The following is a 16,273-nucleotide window of genomic DNA, read 5'->3' on the forward strand; positions in this document are numbered from 1 at the left end:
CTCAGGCGAAATAGTCCCGCAGGATGCGCGTATAAATCGCCTTGAGCTGTTCGATCTGGGTTACCTCGACGCATTCGTCCACCTGATGCATCGTGCGGCCCACCAGCCCGAATTCCACCACCGGGCAGTGATTTTTCACAAATCGCGCGTCCGAGGTGCCGCCCGTGGTCGACATCTCGGGCACCACACCGGTTTCCGCCTCAACCGCCTTGGCGACCAGTGCGGACAGGGGCCCCGGCGGGGTCAAAAAGCTCTCGCCCGAGATCTTGATGCGCAGGTCGATCTCAACCCCGAACTCATCGGCCACGGCAGCGGCCTCGGCCCGCAACCAATCGCTGAGGCTGGCCCCGGAATGCAGATCATTGAACCGGATATTCACAGCCCCTGTAGATTGCGCGGGGATCACGTTTGTTGCCGAGTTGCCCGTGTCGATCGTCACCACGGCCAGTGTTGAGGCGTCGAAATGGTCCGTACCCTGATCCAACTCGTGGCTGGCCAACCGGTCCATCAGCCGCGCCATTGCGGGCATCGGGTTCTTGGCGCGGTGCGGATAGGCCGCGTGGCCCTGAACCCCGGTCACGGTGAACCAGATATTCATCGAGCCACGCCGCCCGATCTTCATCATCTCGCCCATTGTGTTCGGGCAGGTCGGCTCACCAACCAGACAAACCGACATCTTTTCCCCGGCGCTGTTCATATAGTCCAGCAGGGCGGTCGTGCCGTCCAGCGCGTCGCCCTCTTCATCGCCTGTAATGGTCAGGATCACGGCCCCATCGGGGGGTGTGTCGCGCACGAAATCAACCGCGGCAGCAGCGAAGGCCGCCACGCCGGACTTCATATCCGTGGTGCCACGCCCATACATCACACCGTCTTTCACCTGCGCCCCGAAGGGCGGCGTGGTCCATGCGGCCTCATCGCCGACGGGAACAACATCGGTATGGCCGTTAAAACCAAAACTACGCGGATGCGCTTTGTCGCCCCAACGGGCGAATAGGTTGCTGACCCCACCGCGATCTACGCGGGTACAGTCAAAGCCTGCGCCGGACAGCAGATTTTCCAGCAGAACCAGCGCTCCGCCCTCCTCGGGTGTGACCGATGGGCAACGGATCAGCTCCGCCGTCAACTCTACCGGGTCTGTCATCTTTGCCCCTTTCCCATTCCTCACACGCAGGTTCGCGCACAGATTCAACGAATTGGCCCAATTGCCAACCCCTGAGTCGGCCACTTCACCTCGTTTTTTGACAGAACTCTCGGGGTGATACCCCAACAAAACATCAGGTGTGACCCAGCGACCACCTTGTCCCACCCGATAAATTCGCGTTACAGGGCCGCGAAACAGGTAATTTTGATGACTCGCATTCTTGTCACATGGATCTGCCTGACTTTCGCGGTTCTCGCACAGCAAAGCCAGGCGCAGACATTGTCGGTCACCACCGTGACCCGTCCTCCGTTCTCATATGTCGAGGATGGGGCGGATGTGGGATTCTCGATGGACCTGCTGGCTGCTTTGGCCGAGGCCCTGAGCTGGGACTACGAGATCGACCGCGTGGACGGCTTCGGCGACATGCTGGTTGCGGTGCAAGACGGCACGTCTGATCTGGCCATCGCCAATATCTCGATCACCGCCGCGCGTGAAACGCAGATGGATTTCAGCCAACCGATTTTCGAGGCCGGTTTGCAGATCATGGTTCCCTCGGACGCGGTGCGACGCCCGTCTCTGCTGCAAGCCTTGCTGTCGGTTGAGCTGTTCATCGCCATCGGGCTGGCCTTTGCCATCCTGCTGGGCGGAGGGATGCTGATGTGGGTGTTCGAGCGCCGCTCGCAGCCCTATTTCGACCGCAAGCTAGATGAGGCATGGTTTCCGTCCTTCTGGTGGGCGCTTAATCTAGTCGTGAATGGCGGGTTCGAGGAACGGATGCCGCGCACCCCCTTTGGCCGCCTGCTGGGCGTGGTGCTGGTGGTGTCGTCCCTGTTCATCGTGTCAGTCTTCACCGCGCGCATCACCTCGGTCATGACGGTGGATGCGATCAGCGGCAACGTGAATTCGGTCAATGACCTTTATGGCAAGCAGGTCGGCACGATCTCGGGCTCGACCGCTGCCAGTTTCCTGAACCGGCGCGAGATCGAGTTTGCAGGCTATGACAGTCTTGATCCCTTACTGGCCGCGTTCGAAGCCGAGGATCTGGACGCCGTCGTGTTCGATGCCCCGATCCTGTCCTACTATGCCACGCATCAGGGGCGCAGGTTCGCTTCGATGACCGGCGGTATTTTCCTGCGCGAAAACTACGGGATCGTTTTCCCGACCGGCTCGCCCTTGGTGGAAGACGTCAATCAGGCATTGCTGGCCCTGCGCGAAGACGGCACCTATGACGAGATTTACCGAAAGTGGTTCGGCGCGCGGAACTAGACCGCGTCTTCATCCCCGAAAAACGGCGTCATCTGAGCAACAATGACCGCGTTCTCGTCCAGCGCACGTTGCATCAGGGCACGCTCATCCGGGTCGATGTCATGGCCCTGCGCTTCGCGCTCGGCCAATGTGCCATAGCCGGTCACGTCCAAAGGCGCGGTGTCGGCTTGTTTCAGGATCGCTACGGTTTCGCGCACCGCCTCGGCCTCATCCACACCGCTGGCAAAGCACATCAACGCCGCCCCGGTCGCGCCTTCGGGCAGGCCATCGCCTTCTTTGCGGCCGATCTGCACAAGCAGAGTGTAAACTTGCTGACGGGAGGGTTTCTTTTGCTTTTCCATGTTGGGGGCCATAGCTGCGCGCCCCTGTCCGGTCAAGCGATTGCATGAGGGCGGGCATCTGGCCATAGTGACGCCATCAGCCAAGAGGGGGCCATATGACCTATCCAGATTTCATTACCAATTTTCCCAGCCTCGACGTCCCGTTCCCCGAGGACGTGGTACAATCCGCCGTGATCCGCTCGGACGCCGGTTTGGTGGCATTTTTTACCTTTTTGCAAGACTTCGAACTGCCCATGCATTCGCACAAGGCGCAATGGGGCACGGTCATTGAAGGCGAGATCGAATTGACCATCGGGGATGAGACACGCATCTACCGACCCGGCGACAGTTACTCGATCCCTTCAGGTGTGGAACATGGCGGTAAGATTAAGGCCGGGTCGCGGGTGATCGACGTGTTCGAGGAAGCCGACCGCTATCCGGTCAAGGGCTAACAATAAAGGCCGCAGCGCGGGGCTGCGGCCTGTATTCGACTGGCGCGGGGTTTAGTCGCGCAGCAGTTCATTGATCCCGGTTTTCGAGCGGGTCTTTTCGTCCACCCGCTTCACGATCACAGCGCAATAGAGGCTGATGTTGTTCTTGGTCGGCATGGAGCCTGCAACGACCACCGAATAGGGCGGCACTTCGCCGTAGGTGACCTCACCGGTTTCGCGGTCGACGATCTTGGTTGATTTGCCGATGAACACGCCCATGCCCAGAACCGAGCCTTCGCGGACGATGCAGCCCTCGACCACTTCCGACCGGGCTCCGATAAAGCAGTTGTCTTCGATGATGGTCGGGCCAGCCTGCATCGGCTCCAGCACGCCACCAATGCCGACACCGCCCGACAGGTGGACGTTCTTGCCGATCTGCGCGCAGGATCCGACCGTGGCCCATGTGTCGACCATGGTGCCTTCGTCAACGTAGGCGCCGAGGTTCACGAACGAAGGCATCAGAACCGCGCCGGGCGCGATATAGGCCGATTTGCGGACCACACAGTTGGGCACGGCGCGGAAGCCTGCGGCTTTCCACTGGTTCTCACCCCAACCGGCGAACTTGCTGTCCACCTTGTCCCACCAGCCACCGTCCTGTGGGCCACCGGTCTGGATTTCCATGTCCTTGATGCGGAAGCCCAGCAAGACCGCTTTCTTGGCCCACTGGTTCACGTGCCAGTCGCCACTGTCCAGCTTTTCAGCAACACGCAGCGTGCCGCTGTCCAGCGCGTTCAGCGTGTCTTCGATGGCCTCGCGTGTTTCGCCGGTGGTGGCGGGGGTGATGGTATCGCGTGCCTCCCATGCGGCTTCGATGGCGGCTTCCAGTTGCGCGTTGGACATTTCGGGGCTCCCTGACGAATCTGTTCACGTTGGTGTTGCCTATACGCAGCCGAAAACAATGACGCAATGCGACGAAGGCGGGTGCGTTTACGTCAGGACATCGACACTGCGGTGTTTTGCGGGCCGTCTAGCTTGCCCGCCTGATATGACGCACCAAAATTGAAACTGCCCCTGCCGTGTCTTTCTTCTGGATCGCCTGCATCAGCGCGGCGTGGTCGCTGTCGACCCGCTGCTCCCATTTCGGCCGCCAATGCGCGAACAGATAGCGCGCGCTGGCGATGTGCAGATCGTCGATTGTACGCAGCAAACGCGGCAACCCGCAGGGCGTCAGAATGGCGCGATGAAAGGCGCGATTTCTGGCTTCCCATTCCGGCATGGTTTCGGCCGCATCACAGGCGAGACGCGCCTCTTCTGCGCGTGCCAAAGCAACGGGCGTCAGGTTCTGCACTGCATATTGCAGCGCCAGAGGCTCCAGCGCGACGCGCATCTCGATCACTTCGCGCATCTCAACCGGGTCCAGCGCTGTTACGCGCATTCCACGACGGGGTTCGCTTTTGGCCAGCCCATGGGCCTGCAACCGCAGCAAGGCCTCGCGCACCGGCACATGACTGGTGTCAAAGGCGCGTGCGATATGATCCTGACGCAGCTTTTCCCCGGCGGTCAGTGCGCCGGTTATGATCTGCTGGCTCAAGCTGTCGTAGATGGTGTCGGCAATGGTCGCGCTCATGGATTATAGATAAAATCCGACCCCAAAGATCACAAGCCGCATTCTCAGCCCATCAGCGGGTCGGGTGAAATATTGCCCCCGCACACCAACACGGCCACTTTTTCCCCCGGCGCGGGCTTATACGCGCCAGAGATCAACGCCGCCAAAGCCGCAGCACCTGCCGGTTCGACCAGAATCCGATGCGCTTGCCAAAGCCGCTTTTGCGCATCGGCAATGGCCGCATCGCTGACCAAGACCGAGGTCATGCCCTGCGCCAGACCAAAACAAATCGATCCGATCCGCCGCGCGCCCAGCGCATTGGCAGCAATGCCCGAGACTGAGACATCGACCGGCTCCCCGGCCTGCAACGCGGCATTCAAAGCGCATGAGGTCTCGGGCTCGACCGCCACGACCTTGCGCGCATCCTGCAACCACGCCAGCGCCCCAGCAATCAGCCCTCCGCCACCAACGGCGACCAAAACTGTGTCGGCTTGCAGACCCTGAGCCTCCCATTCGGCGAAACACGTGCCTTGCCCGGCGACGGTGCCCGGCGCGTCATAGGCGTGGATCTGCATCGCGCCGGTCTGCGCCTCATGATCTTGCGCCGCCGTAAGCGCGTTCGCGTATTCGCCAGACACAACACTCAGGTCCGCTCCCGTTTGTTCGATCAATGCGATTTTGGACGGACCCGCCAGTTCAGGTACGAAAATCTTGGCCGGATAGCCCAGCGTCTGCGCCGCATAGGCCGCCGCTGCCCCGTGATTGCCACCCGATGCGGCCACGACACCGGCCGCGGGAACATCCATGCTGAGCAACGTATTAAACGCCCCACGCGCTTTGAAGCTGCCAGTGTGCTGCATGTGCTCCAGCTTCAACTCAATCGGGTAGCCCGGAACGCGGCTTTCCATCACGGGTGTAACCTGTGCGTACCCAGCGATCCGGTCTGCGGCTGCTGAAATTTCGTTCTTCCAATTCATTCTTGTACTTCCGTGACTGGCGCTCTGACCGCGAACCCTATAGCTGTTTTGCAAACACGCAAGCAAGGAAACCTCACATATGAGAGAAGACCGCCACAGCCCGTTCCGCGACGCGCAGACCGACCGCTCGACCGCGAGCGAGGTGCCGGACACGCCGCAGACACGCTCGCCCGCCTATCGCCTTGCCTTTGCCGATGATGAGTTCCTGTGCCGCGATGAGCTACGCCCGGTGCGCCTGCAATTGGAGCTGCTTAAGCCCGAGATGATCATGAGCGAACGTCAGATCACCTCGACCATCGTCATGTTCGGCGGCGCGCGCATCCCGGAACCGTCGCAAAAACACAATGCGCGCACGAAAACTCTGGCTGACTTGTCTGAGTATTATGACGAAGCACGTGAATTTGCCCGGTTGATGACCGAGAAGTCGAACCAGACAGGCTGCCGCGAGAACGTGATCGTCACCGGCGGCGGCCCCGGCGTGATGGAGGCTGGCAATCGCGGCGCGCAGGACGCGGGCGGCTGTTCCATCGGGCTGAATATCGTGCTGCCGCATGAACAGGCGCCGAACCTCTACGTGACGCCGGAACTCAGCTTCAACTTCCACTATTTCGCCATCCGCAAGATGCATTTCCTGATGCGCGCCCGGGCCATCACCATCTTCCCCGGCGGCTTTGGCACCATGGATGAGCTGTTTGAATCCCTGACTTTGATCCAGACCGGCCGGATGGACCGCGTGCCCTTCCTGCTGTTTGGCCGAGAGTTCTGGGAAAAGGTCATCAACTGGGAGGCACTGGCGGATGCGGGCACCATCTCGGAAGAAGATCTGGACCTGTTCCGTTTTGTCGACACCGCGCAAGAGGCGGTCGAGATCATCGAGAACTGGGAACCCGCCCCGCCCCGCGACGACATTCCGGGGCGCTGAGAGATGGCCCCCAAACCCGGAGAGATGCTGCACCTGCGCGGCAATGCCCTGAATGCAGGCGACCCTGTGGCGCTGCCGCTCACGCAAAGCAGCATGTACCACCTGCCAGGCGCGCCGGATGGCCTGCCGACCTATGGCCGCGTCGACAACCCCACATGGGTGCATCTGGAACATGTTCTGGCCCATCTGGAGGACGCGCCCTGCCTCGTGTTCCCCTCGGGCATGGGGGCGATCTCGGCCGCTTTGTTTGCCACCATCAAGGCCGGGTCGCGCATCCTGATCCCGTCCGACGGCTACTATGTCACCCGCGTGCTGGCGGATCGGTTCCTGTCGGGTCTGGGTGTGTCCGTCACCGAACGCCCCACGACCGGTTTCACTGAGGGCGGGTTTGAGGGGTTCGATGTGGTCTTTGTCGAAAGCCCATCGAACCCCGGTCTGGACATGATGGACTTGCCCGCGATTGCACAAGCAGTACGCGCAGTCGGAGGGATCACGATTGCTGACAACACCACCATGACCCCGCTGGGCCAGCGCCCGCTGGATCTGGGCGTGGATGTGGTTGTCACCTCGGACACCAAGGCGATGGGTGGGCATTCCGACCTGCTGATGGGCCATGTCTCCAGCCGCAATCCGCAGCTCATGGAGCGGGTCGAGGAATGGCGCAAAGTCTCTGGCGCGATCCCCGGCCCGCATGAGGCATGGCTGCTGCATCGCGGGCTAGAGACGCTGGATGTGCGGTTCGACCGGATGTGCGCCTCGGCGCAGGTACTGGCCGAGCGGCTAGCGGATCACCCTGCGGTGAAAGCTATCCGCTATCCCGGTCTGCCCTCTGACCCCGCGCACGCGCTGGCCAAAGCGCAGACAACGCGGTTCGGGTTTCTGTTGTCGATCACGCTGGACAGTGAAGACAAAGCCGAAACCTTCATCAACGCCTGCCCGATGCTTCGTCCTGCCACATCCTTCGGAGGCGTCCACAGTTCAGCCGAACGCCGCGCGCGCTGGGGCGACGATGTGGACCCGGCCTTCATCCGTCTTTCGGTCGGGTGTGAGCCGGTCGAGGAGTTGTGGCAGGCGATAAACGCCAGCCTTAACGCGCTGTGATTATTTCTTGGGCTCGCGCAGTTCAGTGAACACGTAGATCGGCAGCACGATGCTGGCGATCAACGCCCCCAGCCAGACCAGCAAGGTTGCGGCCAGCAGGTTCGAAATACCGCCCACAGTCAGACCATTTGTGATCAGATCGGTCAGCAGCAACCCGACAAAGGTCACGATCAACGCGATACCGCCCTTGATTGCAGGCGCGCGCTTTGCGCCCAGTTTCAGGATCAGTGGCTCGGCGACCCATTGAATAAGCGTGAAAACGATCACCACCACGATGAACGAGATCGGCCGGATCGCAAATTCAGGCAGCAAGATCGCCGCCAGCAGCAACCCGATGGCATTCCCAGCCAGCAGGGCCAGAACGGACTTGAGTCTGCGCGTCATTAAAGTCTCCGTCAGCAATCAATTCAAAACATGCAGATATTAGCAGGATTAAGCGATTTAGCGAGGTATTTCAAAAGCCTCTTTCTTTTGGGTCTTTGAAATCGCATGATAAAACCCAAGTATCAAGGTCAGACCCCCACCGACGAGAGGTGAGATGAGCGACGATCCCTATACCGTTTTAGGTGTTGCCAAGGATGCCAGCGACGCCGAGATCAAGAAAGCCTATCGGCGTATCGCCAAGGACTGTCACCCCGATCTGAAACCCGGCGACGCCGAGGCCGAGGCAAAATTCAAAGCCGCAGCCGCCGCTTATGATCTGCTGAAAGACCACGAGAAACGGGCGCAATACGATCGGGGTGAGATTGACGCCTCGGGCCAGGAGCGTCCGCAACAACAATACTATCGTGACTATGCCGAGGCTGCCGGAAACCCCTATCGCGGGCGCGCGGCAGACCCGGACGATATGTCGGACATCTTCGCCGAATTCATGCGCGGGCGCGCCAACTATGGTCAACGCAGTCAGGGGTTCCATGCGCCGGGGCATAACCGCAGCTACAGCCTGCAGATCAGCTTTCTGGACGCTGTGTTTGGCGCCAGCCAGAAACTGACATTGCCTGACGGCGACCGGATCGAGGTTAAGATCCCGGCAGGCATTACAGACGGCCAAACCATCCGACTTCGCGGCAAGGGGGATCCCGGGTTTGGCGACGGGCCTGCAGGTGATGCTCTGGTCACCGTGACAGTCGCACCTCATCCGGTGTTTGAACGTCAGGGTGATGACATCCACATTACCCTGCCCATCACCATTGACGAGGCTGTTCTGGGCGGCAAAGTCCCCGCGCCAACTATTGACGGCGGCGTCAACGTCAGCGTGCCGCCCGGCACCAGCAGCGGCAAAACCTTGCGGTTGCGGGGCAAAGGGGTCAAAAAACGCGGCTCTTCCGACCGGGGCGACCAACTGATCGAATTGACCGTCGCCATGCCGGACCAGATCGACGATGACCTAAAGGCTTTCATGGAAACGTGGCGTGACACACACCGCTATGATCCTCGCAAAGGAATGCCGTCATGACCCGCACCCTGACCGAATCCGAAGTGATCGCAACCGTGACTCGCCTGACCTCAGCCCGGTTGACCGAGTATCTGGCCGCCGAAATCGTGATCCCTGAAAGCACCGAACAAGGGCTGGTCTATCATAGCCTTGACGTGGCCCGACTAGAGCTGGCCTGCGAGTTACACGACCAGTACGAGATGGAAGCAGATGCACTGTCGATGATGATCTCGCTGATCGACCAGATGCACGGGTTGCGCGCCGAACTGCGCGAGGTGCTGAACGCCGTCGAATCGCAGCCCGAGCCCGTCAGGCAAAGCCTGATCGACGTGATCGGCACCGCCCGGTTCGGGCGATAGGAAAGCTCAGTTCTGCACCAGATATTCTTCGGGCACGTAGAATGTATAGTCCCTATCCGCCACGGCCTCGTGACAATCGTGGCAATAAGACACGGCGCTGGCGCGGTCGCCCATCGTGTCGCCAAAGACCGACCCGTCCGGCATCACCATGATATAGCGCCAATCTGCCGTATCCGGGCTGGCGCCTTCGGCCAGTTTCTCCATCACGAACAAGGCGCCGGGATGGGTGTTGCCCTCATCCGTGACAGTCATGCTGTCCTTGGCCAACACCGACCCCAAAGGCAGCTTTTCACCCGGTTGCAGCGTGCCGTAATTGTGCGCCATCCGGTTGGCATAGCTGTTTACGAACCGCCTGCCATGGGTTTCCGAGATATAGGGCGCATCGTTGAACAAAGGCCAGCTCTGGTAATTTCGCAGCTCATCCATCTGCGCGGCGGCGTATCCCCGCGCCATCCGGCGCTGTAATGAGGCATAGATACTCAGCGCCTCTTCCTTGGTTAGATCCGCCGGGTTTTCGATCGCAAGATGCGCGTTTTCACCATTCGACTGGGCCGCGACTCCGGTCGCCACCAAGCCTGCCAATCCTAACCCCAATAGAATTTTGCGGTTTTGTCGTATCAATTGCACAAACATTCATATGGCCTATCTGTTCAATTCGGTACACAGAAACGCCGCACGTCTTGTGAGTGGCTATTAGATAGCGGCCATGGGTCTTCTCGCCATCACGGGGCACTCGACTCTCACCCCATTGTGCATGGATGTGAGCGCAGTACCCAAGTTTTGACCTGGCAAACATACCAAAAAACGCATGCAATAGACAGACGCAGACGCATTAAATCTGTTTACGGGGCGATCAAATTTTATGCTTACTATCCGTCGAGGCCCGCTTCGGCTGCAATTTGCTTGCGCGACTTGCGCGCACGCTCGGTTGCGGATTTCAACTGACCACAGGCTGCCATAATGTCCTCGCCCCGCGTTTTGCGGATGGGGGAGGCATAACCCGCCTGATAGATGATATTCGCAAACGCCCGGATCCGGTTGTTCGAGCTGCGCTTATAAGGCGCGCCTGGCCATTCGTTGAACGGGATCAGGTTGATCTTGGCCGGGATGTTGTGGCGCTTGATATGGTCAATCAACCTATGCGCGTCGGCGTCGCTGTCATTGACTCCATCCAGCATCACGTATTCGAACGTGATCCGCTCCGAATTAGACGCCTTGGGATAGCTGGCCAGTGCGTGTAGCAGCTCTTCGATATTCCAGCGCTTGTTGATCGGCACCAGCACGTCGCGGGTCTCATCCGTAGTGGCGTGGAACGAGATCGCCAGCAGGCAGCCGATTTCTTCCGCCGTGCGGGCAATCTCGGGCACCACACCGCTGGTCGAAAGCGTAATCCGACGGCGGGACAGGGAAATTCCCTCTGGGTCCATGGCGATCTTCATCGCGTCGCGCACGTTGTCGAAATTGTAAAGCGGCTCGCCCATGCCCATCAATACGATGTTCGACAGCAGGCGCGTTTCGTCTTTGGGCGCACCGGGAGTGGGCCATTCGCCCAGATCATCGCGAGCCATCATCACCTGACCCACGATCTCGGCCGCGGTCAGATTGCGCACCAGTTTCTGTGTGCCTGTATGGCAGAAAGAACAGGTCAGCGTGCAGCCCACTTGCGAGGAAATACACAGCGTGCCGCGATCGTCCTCGGGGATATAGACTACCTCAACCTCGTGCCCGCCGGCGATGCGGCACAGGTATTTTCGGGTGCCATCCTCGGACACCTGCCGTGTTACGACCTCGGGAATTTCGATCACAAAGCTCTCGGCCAGTTGGGCCCGATAGGCTTTGGCGAGGTTCGTCATCTGCGCAAAATCGCGAACACCCCATTGATAGATCCACTGCCAGATCTGCCCGGTGCGCATCTTGGCCTGTTTCTCGGGCGTGCCATGTGCGACCAGCGTCTTGCGCAATTGGTCGCGAGTCAGACCGACAAGGTTAACCTTCCCCTCGGGCAGCTTGCGGGGGATGGTCATGACGTCTTGAGTGATCGGCGCTTTGGGCGACATGGGGCTATCTCAACGGATTCTGGCTTGGGATGCGCCTCTATATAGGACCTAGCGCAAAGATCAAAAGAAATCGTCGCGTTTAATTCGCGTAGCGCAGCAATTCGTCCACACGTGCCCGGCCCAACTCTACCCGACAGGCGGTAATGCCAATGCCGGTACCTGACCCACCGCCGAACGACGCGCCAACAGCCTCGCATTGGGCATCGCGGTAAGCCAGCCACGCGGTCTGCGCGCTGTCCAACGCGGGCACTGCCACAACACGTCCGGTAACATCATCCAGTTCTTTGGCCGATTGCATGGCAATGTTGTAACTTGCATCTATCGCCTGATCGACGCGGTCCTCCATCGCGCCCACGCATGCGCCAATCTCTATCTGAGAACCAGCATCCAGACATTCTAGAGTTGGATCAGCACTGGCAGCGGAAGACAGAAACAAAATCAAAAATGCAAAGCGCATCGGGCAGCCCCCTATTGGTTGCCCAATACTAGCACAGGCCCGGTTTTACCCCAAAGCGTCGAAGCCCCAGACACGACGACATGGCCGTGCCACGATGGGACCCGCATGCGTCAAATGCCCGGTGGCACGATATTGCAATCCGTTGCGTCCAGCGTTTGAACTGGATCATCCGGCCCGCATTGCTCGCCCGTGACCGGATATGTGTCGGCCTCTTTCTCGCAAGCACTCAGGATAAGGGCGACCATCATCAAGAGAGCGGTGAGTGATTTCGTTTGCATGTCGGGCTCCTTCCCTAGTTCAGAGCCTTATACATGCAGATATTTGCATTCATTTCTTTGACTGGAATCAAATTTCGAATACGAATGCCGCCTCCAGAACGCTGCACAATGCCCTGCCACAACGCAAAAACCCCGCCAGACTGGCGGGGCAGCGATCAGGCAAATGCCCAGTCTAGTTGGTGCAGCGCGTCTCGGCGTCTTCAATCGCAGCGGTGAACCCCAGCAGCGAGAACGTGTCCTTGGTCTGCGTCCCACGCTCCGAGCGCGCCGTCAGGACGGCCTCGGTCCCGCGCTTCATGGCTGCGACCACCTTCAGGTCTTCACCTTCGGTTGCGGGCCACGCCCATTCACCTTCGGTGATCAGCTCGAACTTGGTGCCGTCGATATCAAGATTGACAGTCGATCCCGGTGCAAATGGATAGCCGCCCGTGAACGTCACCTGCCCTTTGACCTCGGCGTTGGGGCGGTAGAACACGAACAGCAGAATGTCGCTGCGCCGTACCGACACGACCCGCCCACCGCGGGTGTTCACGGTTTCCTTGGGGGCGGAAACGCTCCAGCATTCAGTCGGGTCATCCTCGACGAAGACGCTCCAGTCCGTTTTGGCTGCAACCCTGTTCGTGCTCGTCGCCTGTTGTGCAGTTGCCGTTGTTGCCAATCCTGCTATGCACAGGCCCGCGATCACGCGGACAAGCTTTGATCCCATCGTCCAGCCTCCTAGCTCGACCCATTACCTCATACCCACCGGAAATGCGTGCGGACCCTGCCTGATCCGTCTGTACGTTGCGTCTTCCGATGATTGCCGACATACACACTGTAACGCAGGTTTCGCCACAGGCGAAAGAGCGATTGGCAGAATTTTGCGCATGTTAAGGAATGTTCTAATGACACAAGCCGTACCAATGACAGAACTGTGGCGCGGACCGCTGTTGGAAAGCCTACATCTTGGGCATGCGGTGATCTGCGACGATACCGGCCAGATCGTTAAAAGTTGGGGGAATCCGAACGCTGTGATCTATCCGCGATCCTCGGCCAAGATGATTCAGGGGCTGCCGCTGATCACTTCGGGTGCAGCGGCGAAGTACGGGCTGACCTCGGAACATCTTGCACTGGCCTGTGCCTCGCACAGTGGAGCGCATATTCATACCGATCGCGTCTCAGCCTGGTTGGACCACCTGGGTCTGGCGGAACCCGATCTTCGCTGCGGCCCGCAAGAGCCACAGGACATGGCTGCGCGCGACGGGTTAATATTAGCCGATGACACGCCATGTCAGATTCACAATAACTGTTCGGGCAAGCATTGCGGGTTTCTGACCGTTGCTCAGCATATGGGCGCCGGACCGGAATATCTGGAAATCGACCACCCCGTACAACAGGCCTGCCTGTCCGCGCTTGAGGAAACGACGGGCGAGACCAGCCCCGCCTACGGCATCGACGGCTGCTCGGCCCCGAACTTTGCGACCTCGCTGGTCGGGTTGGCGCGTTCGATGGCGTGGTTTGCCAGCGCCGCGGATCGGTCGGACCGGGCCAGCGACGCGGCGCAACAGCTGACGGCCGCAATGATGAAACACCCCGAGCTGGTCGCCGGTGAAACCCGCGCCTGCACCGAACTGATGCGCGCCATGGGTGGTCGCGTTGCCATCAAAACCGGTGCCGAGGCTGTGTTCATCGCAATCCTACCCGAAAAACGCATGGGCGTGGCATTGAAGATCACCGACGGCACCACCCGCGCCAGCGAATGCGCCATTGCCGCGGTTCTGGTCAGCTTGGGCGTGCTGGAGGCCGACCACCCGGCCACCCGCAAATTTCTGAACGCCACGCAATACAGCCGTCGAGGGCTGGAATGCGGCGTGATCAAACCCGCGCCGGGGTTCCCCAGCTAAAGGCTACATCTCAATCTCGTGAATCTCGGCCACTTCGACCGAGCCGGACCCGTTGACAACCATCGGGCAACCTTTGGCCATGTCGGTCGCAGCATCCATGCTTTCGGCTTTGACAACTGTAAAGCCCGAGGCCGGATTGGCGCCGCCATTGTCAACAACACCGCTGCTGCTGACGGTGTAAGACTGGCCAACCGGGTTTCCGGGGATGTCCAGTGCCTCGCCCATTCCGCCAAACCAAGCGCCCCAGGCGGCCATGGTCGCTTCAATTTCAGCGGGGTCGGTCGGGGTATGACCACCGTGATAGACAAATAGAAACTGTGGCATTTATTTCCTCCCTTATGCCTTCGTGATGAAAAACTAGGCCAGCTGTGCGGCCAGCTTGTTCAGCGTCGACGTCCAGCCTTTGGTGTGGTTCGCTGCGATTTCGTCATCGCCCAACTCGCGGTGGTCGATGATCAACTTTGCACCCTCTTCTGCTGCCTCGACCACCAACGTCACATGGCTTTCGGCTCCGCGCTGGTCCTGATCGTCATGCCAGCCCCATGTGAACCCAACCGATTTGGGCGGATCGACATGCGTCACATGACCCGAAACCTTAAACCGCTGCCCTTCGCCATTTTGCATCACCGAATACCACGGACCCGTGCGAGAGAAATCCAGGTTGTGCTCGGGCACATGCATCCCTTCGGGTCCCCACCACTGCAGAAGCTTGTCGGGGGTGCTGATCCACGCATACAGATCGTCCGGTGCAAGCGGGTAAGCGCGCTCCAGTTTCAAATCGGCCATGAGGTCTCCTTTTCGATTGCATCACCCAGACGGTCCAGGCTGCTTTCCCAGAATTGACGTTTCGAGATGGTCCACTCCGCAATCGCGCGCAGCCCCTCGGGGCGGATCGAATACATCCGCTGGCTGCCCTGCACGCGCTGATTTATCAGCCCCGCCTCGCGCAGCAGTTTCAAATGGCGCGAGATCGCGGCGCCGGACATGCCGCGTCCTTCGATCAGGTCTCCGGCAGGTAATTCTCCATCCTGCATAAGCTGCTCGACGATGGAAAATCGCGTTGCGTCGGACAACGCGGAAAATGTGGTCAGAAGGGTGTTCATGACCATTGTTTAACATTTTTGTTAAATAAAAGAAAGCCGCGCCGTGCTAACGGGCCGCAAACTCAGATCGTGCATAGCCTTGCAGGAACAACAAAGCCGTGAGATCTCCGTGGTTTACCCGCACCTCACACTGTTCCGCGACCGAAGGTTTCGCATGCAGCGCCACCCCGGTTCCGGCCCGTCCCAGCATACCCAGATCATTCGCGCCATCGCCCACAGCGATCACATCCGATTCGGACAGACCCAACCGCGCAGTGATCTGTTCCAAAGCATCCACCTTGGCCTGACGACCCAGAATGGGACGCCCGACATCACCGGTCAGCTTACCGCCCTCGGCCAGCAGCGTGTTTGCACGGTTCTCATCAAAGCCCAGTTCGGCCCCGACCTTGGACGTAAACGCCGTGAACCCTCCTGAAACCAGCGCGGCATAACCACCATTCGCCCGCATCGTGCCAACCAGTTCCTTGCCGCCGGGCATCAGGGTAATACGCTCGGCCAGGACCTTGTCGATCACAGCCTCGTCCAACCCTTTCAGCAAACCGACACGCTCGGTCAGAGCGCCCTCGAAATCCAGCTCGCCGTTCATGGCGCGCGCTGTGATGTCCTTGACGCGCTCGCCTACGCCGGCCTCATCGGCCAGTTCGTCGATGCATTCCTGCTGGATCATGGTGCTGTCCATATCGGCCAGCAGCATCTTCTTGCGGCGATCGTCGGCGGGTTGAATCACCAGATCGACACCCATGTTCTGCAAATCAGCCCACACGTCCCACTGATTGTCCGGCAGGCCCGCCAGCGAAAACTCTGCGGCTTCATCCGGGCTCAGCCACTGAACGTCACCCCCGCCCCAAGCATTGCGCAGGGAGTCGACCAGAGTCTGTTCCAGCGCATTTTTGTCAGGGTTAGTCAAAAGAGTGGCAACGTACATCTTCAATCTCCG

General features: G+C 59.8%; 22 protein-coding genes. 7 read left to right on the forward strand and 15 right to left on the reverse strand.

Annotated features, from left to right (window positions below):
- Position 1: 1 nt before the first annotated feature.
- The gene (gene dapE, locus ACR0C5_RS13430) at positions 2-1,141 is read right to left on the reverse strand and encodes a succinyl-diaminopimelate desuccinylase (protein ID WP_480877290.1); all 1,140 of its coding nucleotides are present in this window, start codon (positions 1,139-1,141) and stop codon (positions 2-4) included.
- A 207-nt stretch (positions 1,142-1,348) separates the two neighbouring features.
- Between dapE and ACR0C5_RS13435 the strand changes: the two genes are divergently transcribed.
- Complete coding sequence (locus tag ACR0C5_RS13435) at positions 1,349-2,407, forward strand: transporter substrate-binding domain-containing protein (RefSeq protein WP_170783110.1); 1,059 nt, start codon at positions 1,349-1,351, stop codon at positions 2,405-2,407.
- Here ACR0C5_RS13435 and ACR0C5_RS13440 read toward each other — a convergent pair.
- The gene (locus ACR0C5_RS13440; RefSeq protein ID WP_170775019.1) at positions 2,404-2,748 is read right to left on the reverse strand and encodes a hypothetical protein; all 345 of its coding nucleotides are present in this window, start codon (positions 2,746-2,748) and stop codon (positions 2,404-2,406) included. The genes ACR0C5_RS13435 and ACR0C5_RS13440 overlap by 4 nt on opposite strands.
- A gap of 95 nt (positions 2,749-2,843) precedes the next feature.
- Here ACR0C5_RS13440 and ACR0C5_RS13445 point away from each other — a divergent pair, with 95 nt between their 5' ends.
- The gene (locus ACR0C5_RS13445; RefSeq protein ID WP_170791301.1) at positions 2,844-3,179 is read left to right on the forward strand and encodes a cupin domain-containing protein; all 336 of its coding nucleotides are present in this window, start codon (positions 2,844-2,846) and stop codon (positions 3,177-3,179) included.
- 51 nt (positions 3,180-3,230) lie between these two features.
- Here the strand turns inward: ACR0C5_RS13445 and dapD are convergent, their stop codons facing one another.
- The 3 genes from dapD to ACR0C5_RS13460 form a co-directional block, all read right to left on the reverse strand.
- Positions 3,231-4,058 carry a 2,3,4,5-tetrahydropyridine-2,6-dicarboxylate N-succinyltransferase gene (gene dapD, locus ACR0C5_RS13450; RefSeq protein ID WP_480877294.1) on the reverse strand — a complete coding sequence of 276 codons (828 nt, stop codon included), beginning with the start codon at positions 4,056-4,058 and terminating at the stop codon, positions 3,231-3,233.
- A gap of 127 nt (positions 4,059-4,185) precedes the next feature.
- Positions 4,186-4,785, reverse strand: a complete 600-nt coding sequence (locus ACR0C5_RS13455; RefSeq protein WP_480877296.1) for a GntR family transcriptional regulator — start codon at positions 4,783-4,785, stop codon at positions 4,186-4,188.
- 44 nt (positions 4,786-4,829) lie between these two features.
- The gene (locus ACR0C5_RS13460; RefSeq protein WP_480877299.1) at positions 4,830-5,741 is read right to left on the reverse strand and encodes a threonine/serine dehydratase; all 912 of its coding nucleotides are present in this window, start codon (positions 5,739-5,741) and stop codon (positions 4,830-4,832) included.
- A gap of 79 nt (positions 5,742-5,820) precedes the next feature.
- Between ACR0C5_RS13460 and ACR0C5_RS13465 the strand changes: the two genes are divergently transcribed.
- Together ACR0C5_RS13465 and ACR0C5_RS13470 are read left to right on the forward strand one after the other, a co-directional pair.
- Complete coding sequence (locus ACR0C5_RS13465; RefSeq protein ID WP_480877302.1) at positions 5,821-6,663, forward strand: LOG family protein; 843 nt, start codon at positions 5,821-5,823, stop codon at positions 6,661-6,663.
- 3 nt (positions 6,664-6,666) lie between these two features.
- A complete protein-coding gene (locus ACR0C5_RS13470) occupies positions 6,667-7,764 on the forward strand; it encodes a cystathionine gamma-lyase (RefSeq protein ID WP_480877305.1) in 1,098 nt (365 codons plus the stop codon).
- Here ACR0C5_RS13470 and ACR0C5_RS13475 read toward each other — a convergent pair whose 3' ends face one another.
- Positions 7,765-8,148, reverse strand: a complete 384-nt coding sequence (locus ACR0C5_RS13475; RefSeq protein ID WP_170783117.1) for a hypothetical protein — start codon at positions 8,146-8,148, stop codon at positions 7,765-7,767.
- A 154-nt stretch (positions 8,149-8,302) separates the two neighbouring features.
- Between ACR0C5_RS13475 and ACR0C5_RS13480 the strand changes: the two genes are divergently transcribed.
- Both ACR0C5_RS13480 and ACR0C5_RS13485 read left to right on the forward strand, forming a co-directional pair.
- Complete coding sequence (locus ACR0C5_RS13480; protein ID WP_480877308.1) at positions 8,303-9,220, forward strand: DnaJ C-terminal domain-containing protein; 918 nt, start codon at positions 8,303-8,305, stop codon at positions 9,218-9,220.
- Positions 9,217-9,558, forward strand: a complete 342-nt coding sequence (locus ACR0C5_RS13485; protein WP_170774914.1) for a hypothetical protein — start codon at positions 9,217-9,219, stop codon at positions 9,556-9,558. The genes ACR0C5_RS13480 and ACR0C5_RS13485 overlap by 4 nt, the downstream gene beginning before the upstream one ends.
- Before the next feature lie 6 nt (positions 9,559-9,564).
- Here ACR0C5_RS13485 and ACR0C5_RS13490 read toward each other — a convergent pair whose 3' ends face one another.
- The 5 genes from ACR0C5_RS13490 to ACR0C5_RS13510 form a co-directional block, all read right to left on the reverse strand.
- Positions 9,565-10,128, reverse strand: a complete 564-nt coding sequence (locus tag ACR0C5_RS13490) for a cytochrome P460 family protein (protein WP_331252768.1) — start codon at positions 10,126-10,128, stop codon at positions 9,565-9,567.
- 299 nt (positions 10,129-10,427) lie between these two features.
- Positions 10,428-11,615, reverse strand: a complete 1,188-nt coding sequence (gene rlmN, locus ACR0C5_RS13495) for a dual-specificity RNA methyltransferase RlmN (protein WP_170791314.1) — start codon at positions 11,613-11,615, stop codon at positions 10,428-10,430.
- 79 nt (positions 11,616-11,694) lie between these two features.
- Positions 11,695-12,072, reverse strand: coding sequence for a lysozyme inhibitor LprI family protein (locus ACR0C5_RS13500; RefSeq protein WP_170774920.1), 378 nt, complete (start codon positions 12,070-12,072; stop codon positions 11,695-11,697).
- Between the two features lie 110 nt (positions 12,073-12,182).
- Positions 12,183-12,350 carry a hypothetical protein gene (locus tag ACR0C5_RS13505; RefSeq protein WP_170774922.1) on the reverse strand — a complete coding sequence of 56 codons (168 nt, stop codon included), beginning with the start codon at positions 12,348-12,350 and terminating at the stop codon, positions 12,183-12,185.
- Between the two features lie 172 nt (positions 12,351-12,522).
- Positions 12,523-13,056 carry an invasion associated locus B family protein gene (locus ACR0C5_RS13510; protein WP_170774923.1) on the reverse strand — a complete coding sequence of 178 codons (534 nt, stop codon included), beginning with the start codon at positions 13,054-13,056 and terminating at the stop codon, positions 12,523-12,525.
- A gap of 178 nt (positions 13,057-13,234) precedes the next feature.
- Here ACR0C5_RS13510 and ACR0C5_RS13515 point away from each other — a divergent pair, with 178 nt between their 5' ends.
- Entirely contained in the window at positions 13,235-14,233 is a 999-nt protein-coding gene (locus ACR0C5_RS13515; RefSeq protein ID WP_170791323.1) for an asparaginase, read from the forward strand.
- Between the two features lie 3 nt (positions 14,234-14,236).
- Here the strand turns inward: ACR0C5_RS13515 and ACR0C5_RS13520 are convergent, their stop codons facing one another.
- From ACR0C5_RS13520 to serB, 4 genes are read right to left on the reverse strand one after another with little or no spacing between them, the layout of a single operon-like run.
- Complete coding sequence (locus ACR0C5_RS13520) at positions 14,237-14,557, reverse strand: YciI family protein (protein ID WP_170791324.1); 321 nt, start codon at positions 14,555-14,557, stop codon at positions 14,237-14,239.
- Between the two features lie 33 nt (positions 14,558-14,590).
- Positions 14,591-15,019, reverse strand: coding sequence for an SRPBCC family protein (locus ACR0C5_RS13525; RefSeq protein WP_480877313.1), 429 nt, complete (start codon positions 15,017-15,019; stop codon positions 14,591-14,593).
- Positions 15,007-15,336 (reverse strand): ArsR/SmtB family transcription factor, encoded by a 330-nt coding sequence (locus ACR0C5_RS13530; RefSeq protein WP_170355455.1) that lies wholly within the window; start codon positions 15,334-15,336, stop codon positions 15,007-15,009. Before ACR0C5_RS13530 ends, ACR0C5_RS13525 begins: the two co-directional genes overlap by 13 nt.
- Positions 15,337-15,382: 46 nt before the next feature.
- Positions 15,383-16,261: a phosphoserine phosphatase SerB gene (gene serB / locus ACR0C5_RS13535; protein ID WP_480877316.1), complete on the reverse strand. Its 879-nt coding sequence runs from the start codon at positions 16,259-16,261 to the stop codon at positions 15,383-15,385.
- Between the last annotated feature and the right edge of the window lie 12 nt (positions 16,262-16,273).

This window comes from Ruegeria sp. N8 (genome assembly GCF_056531325.1).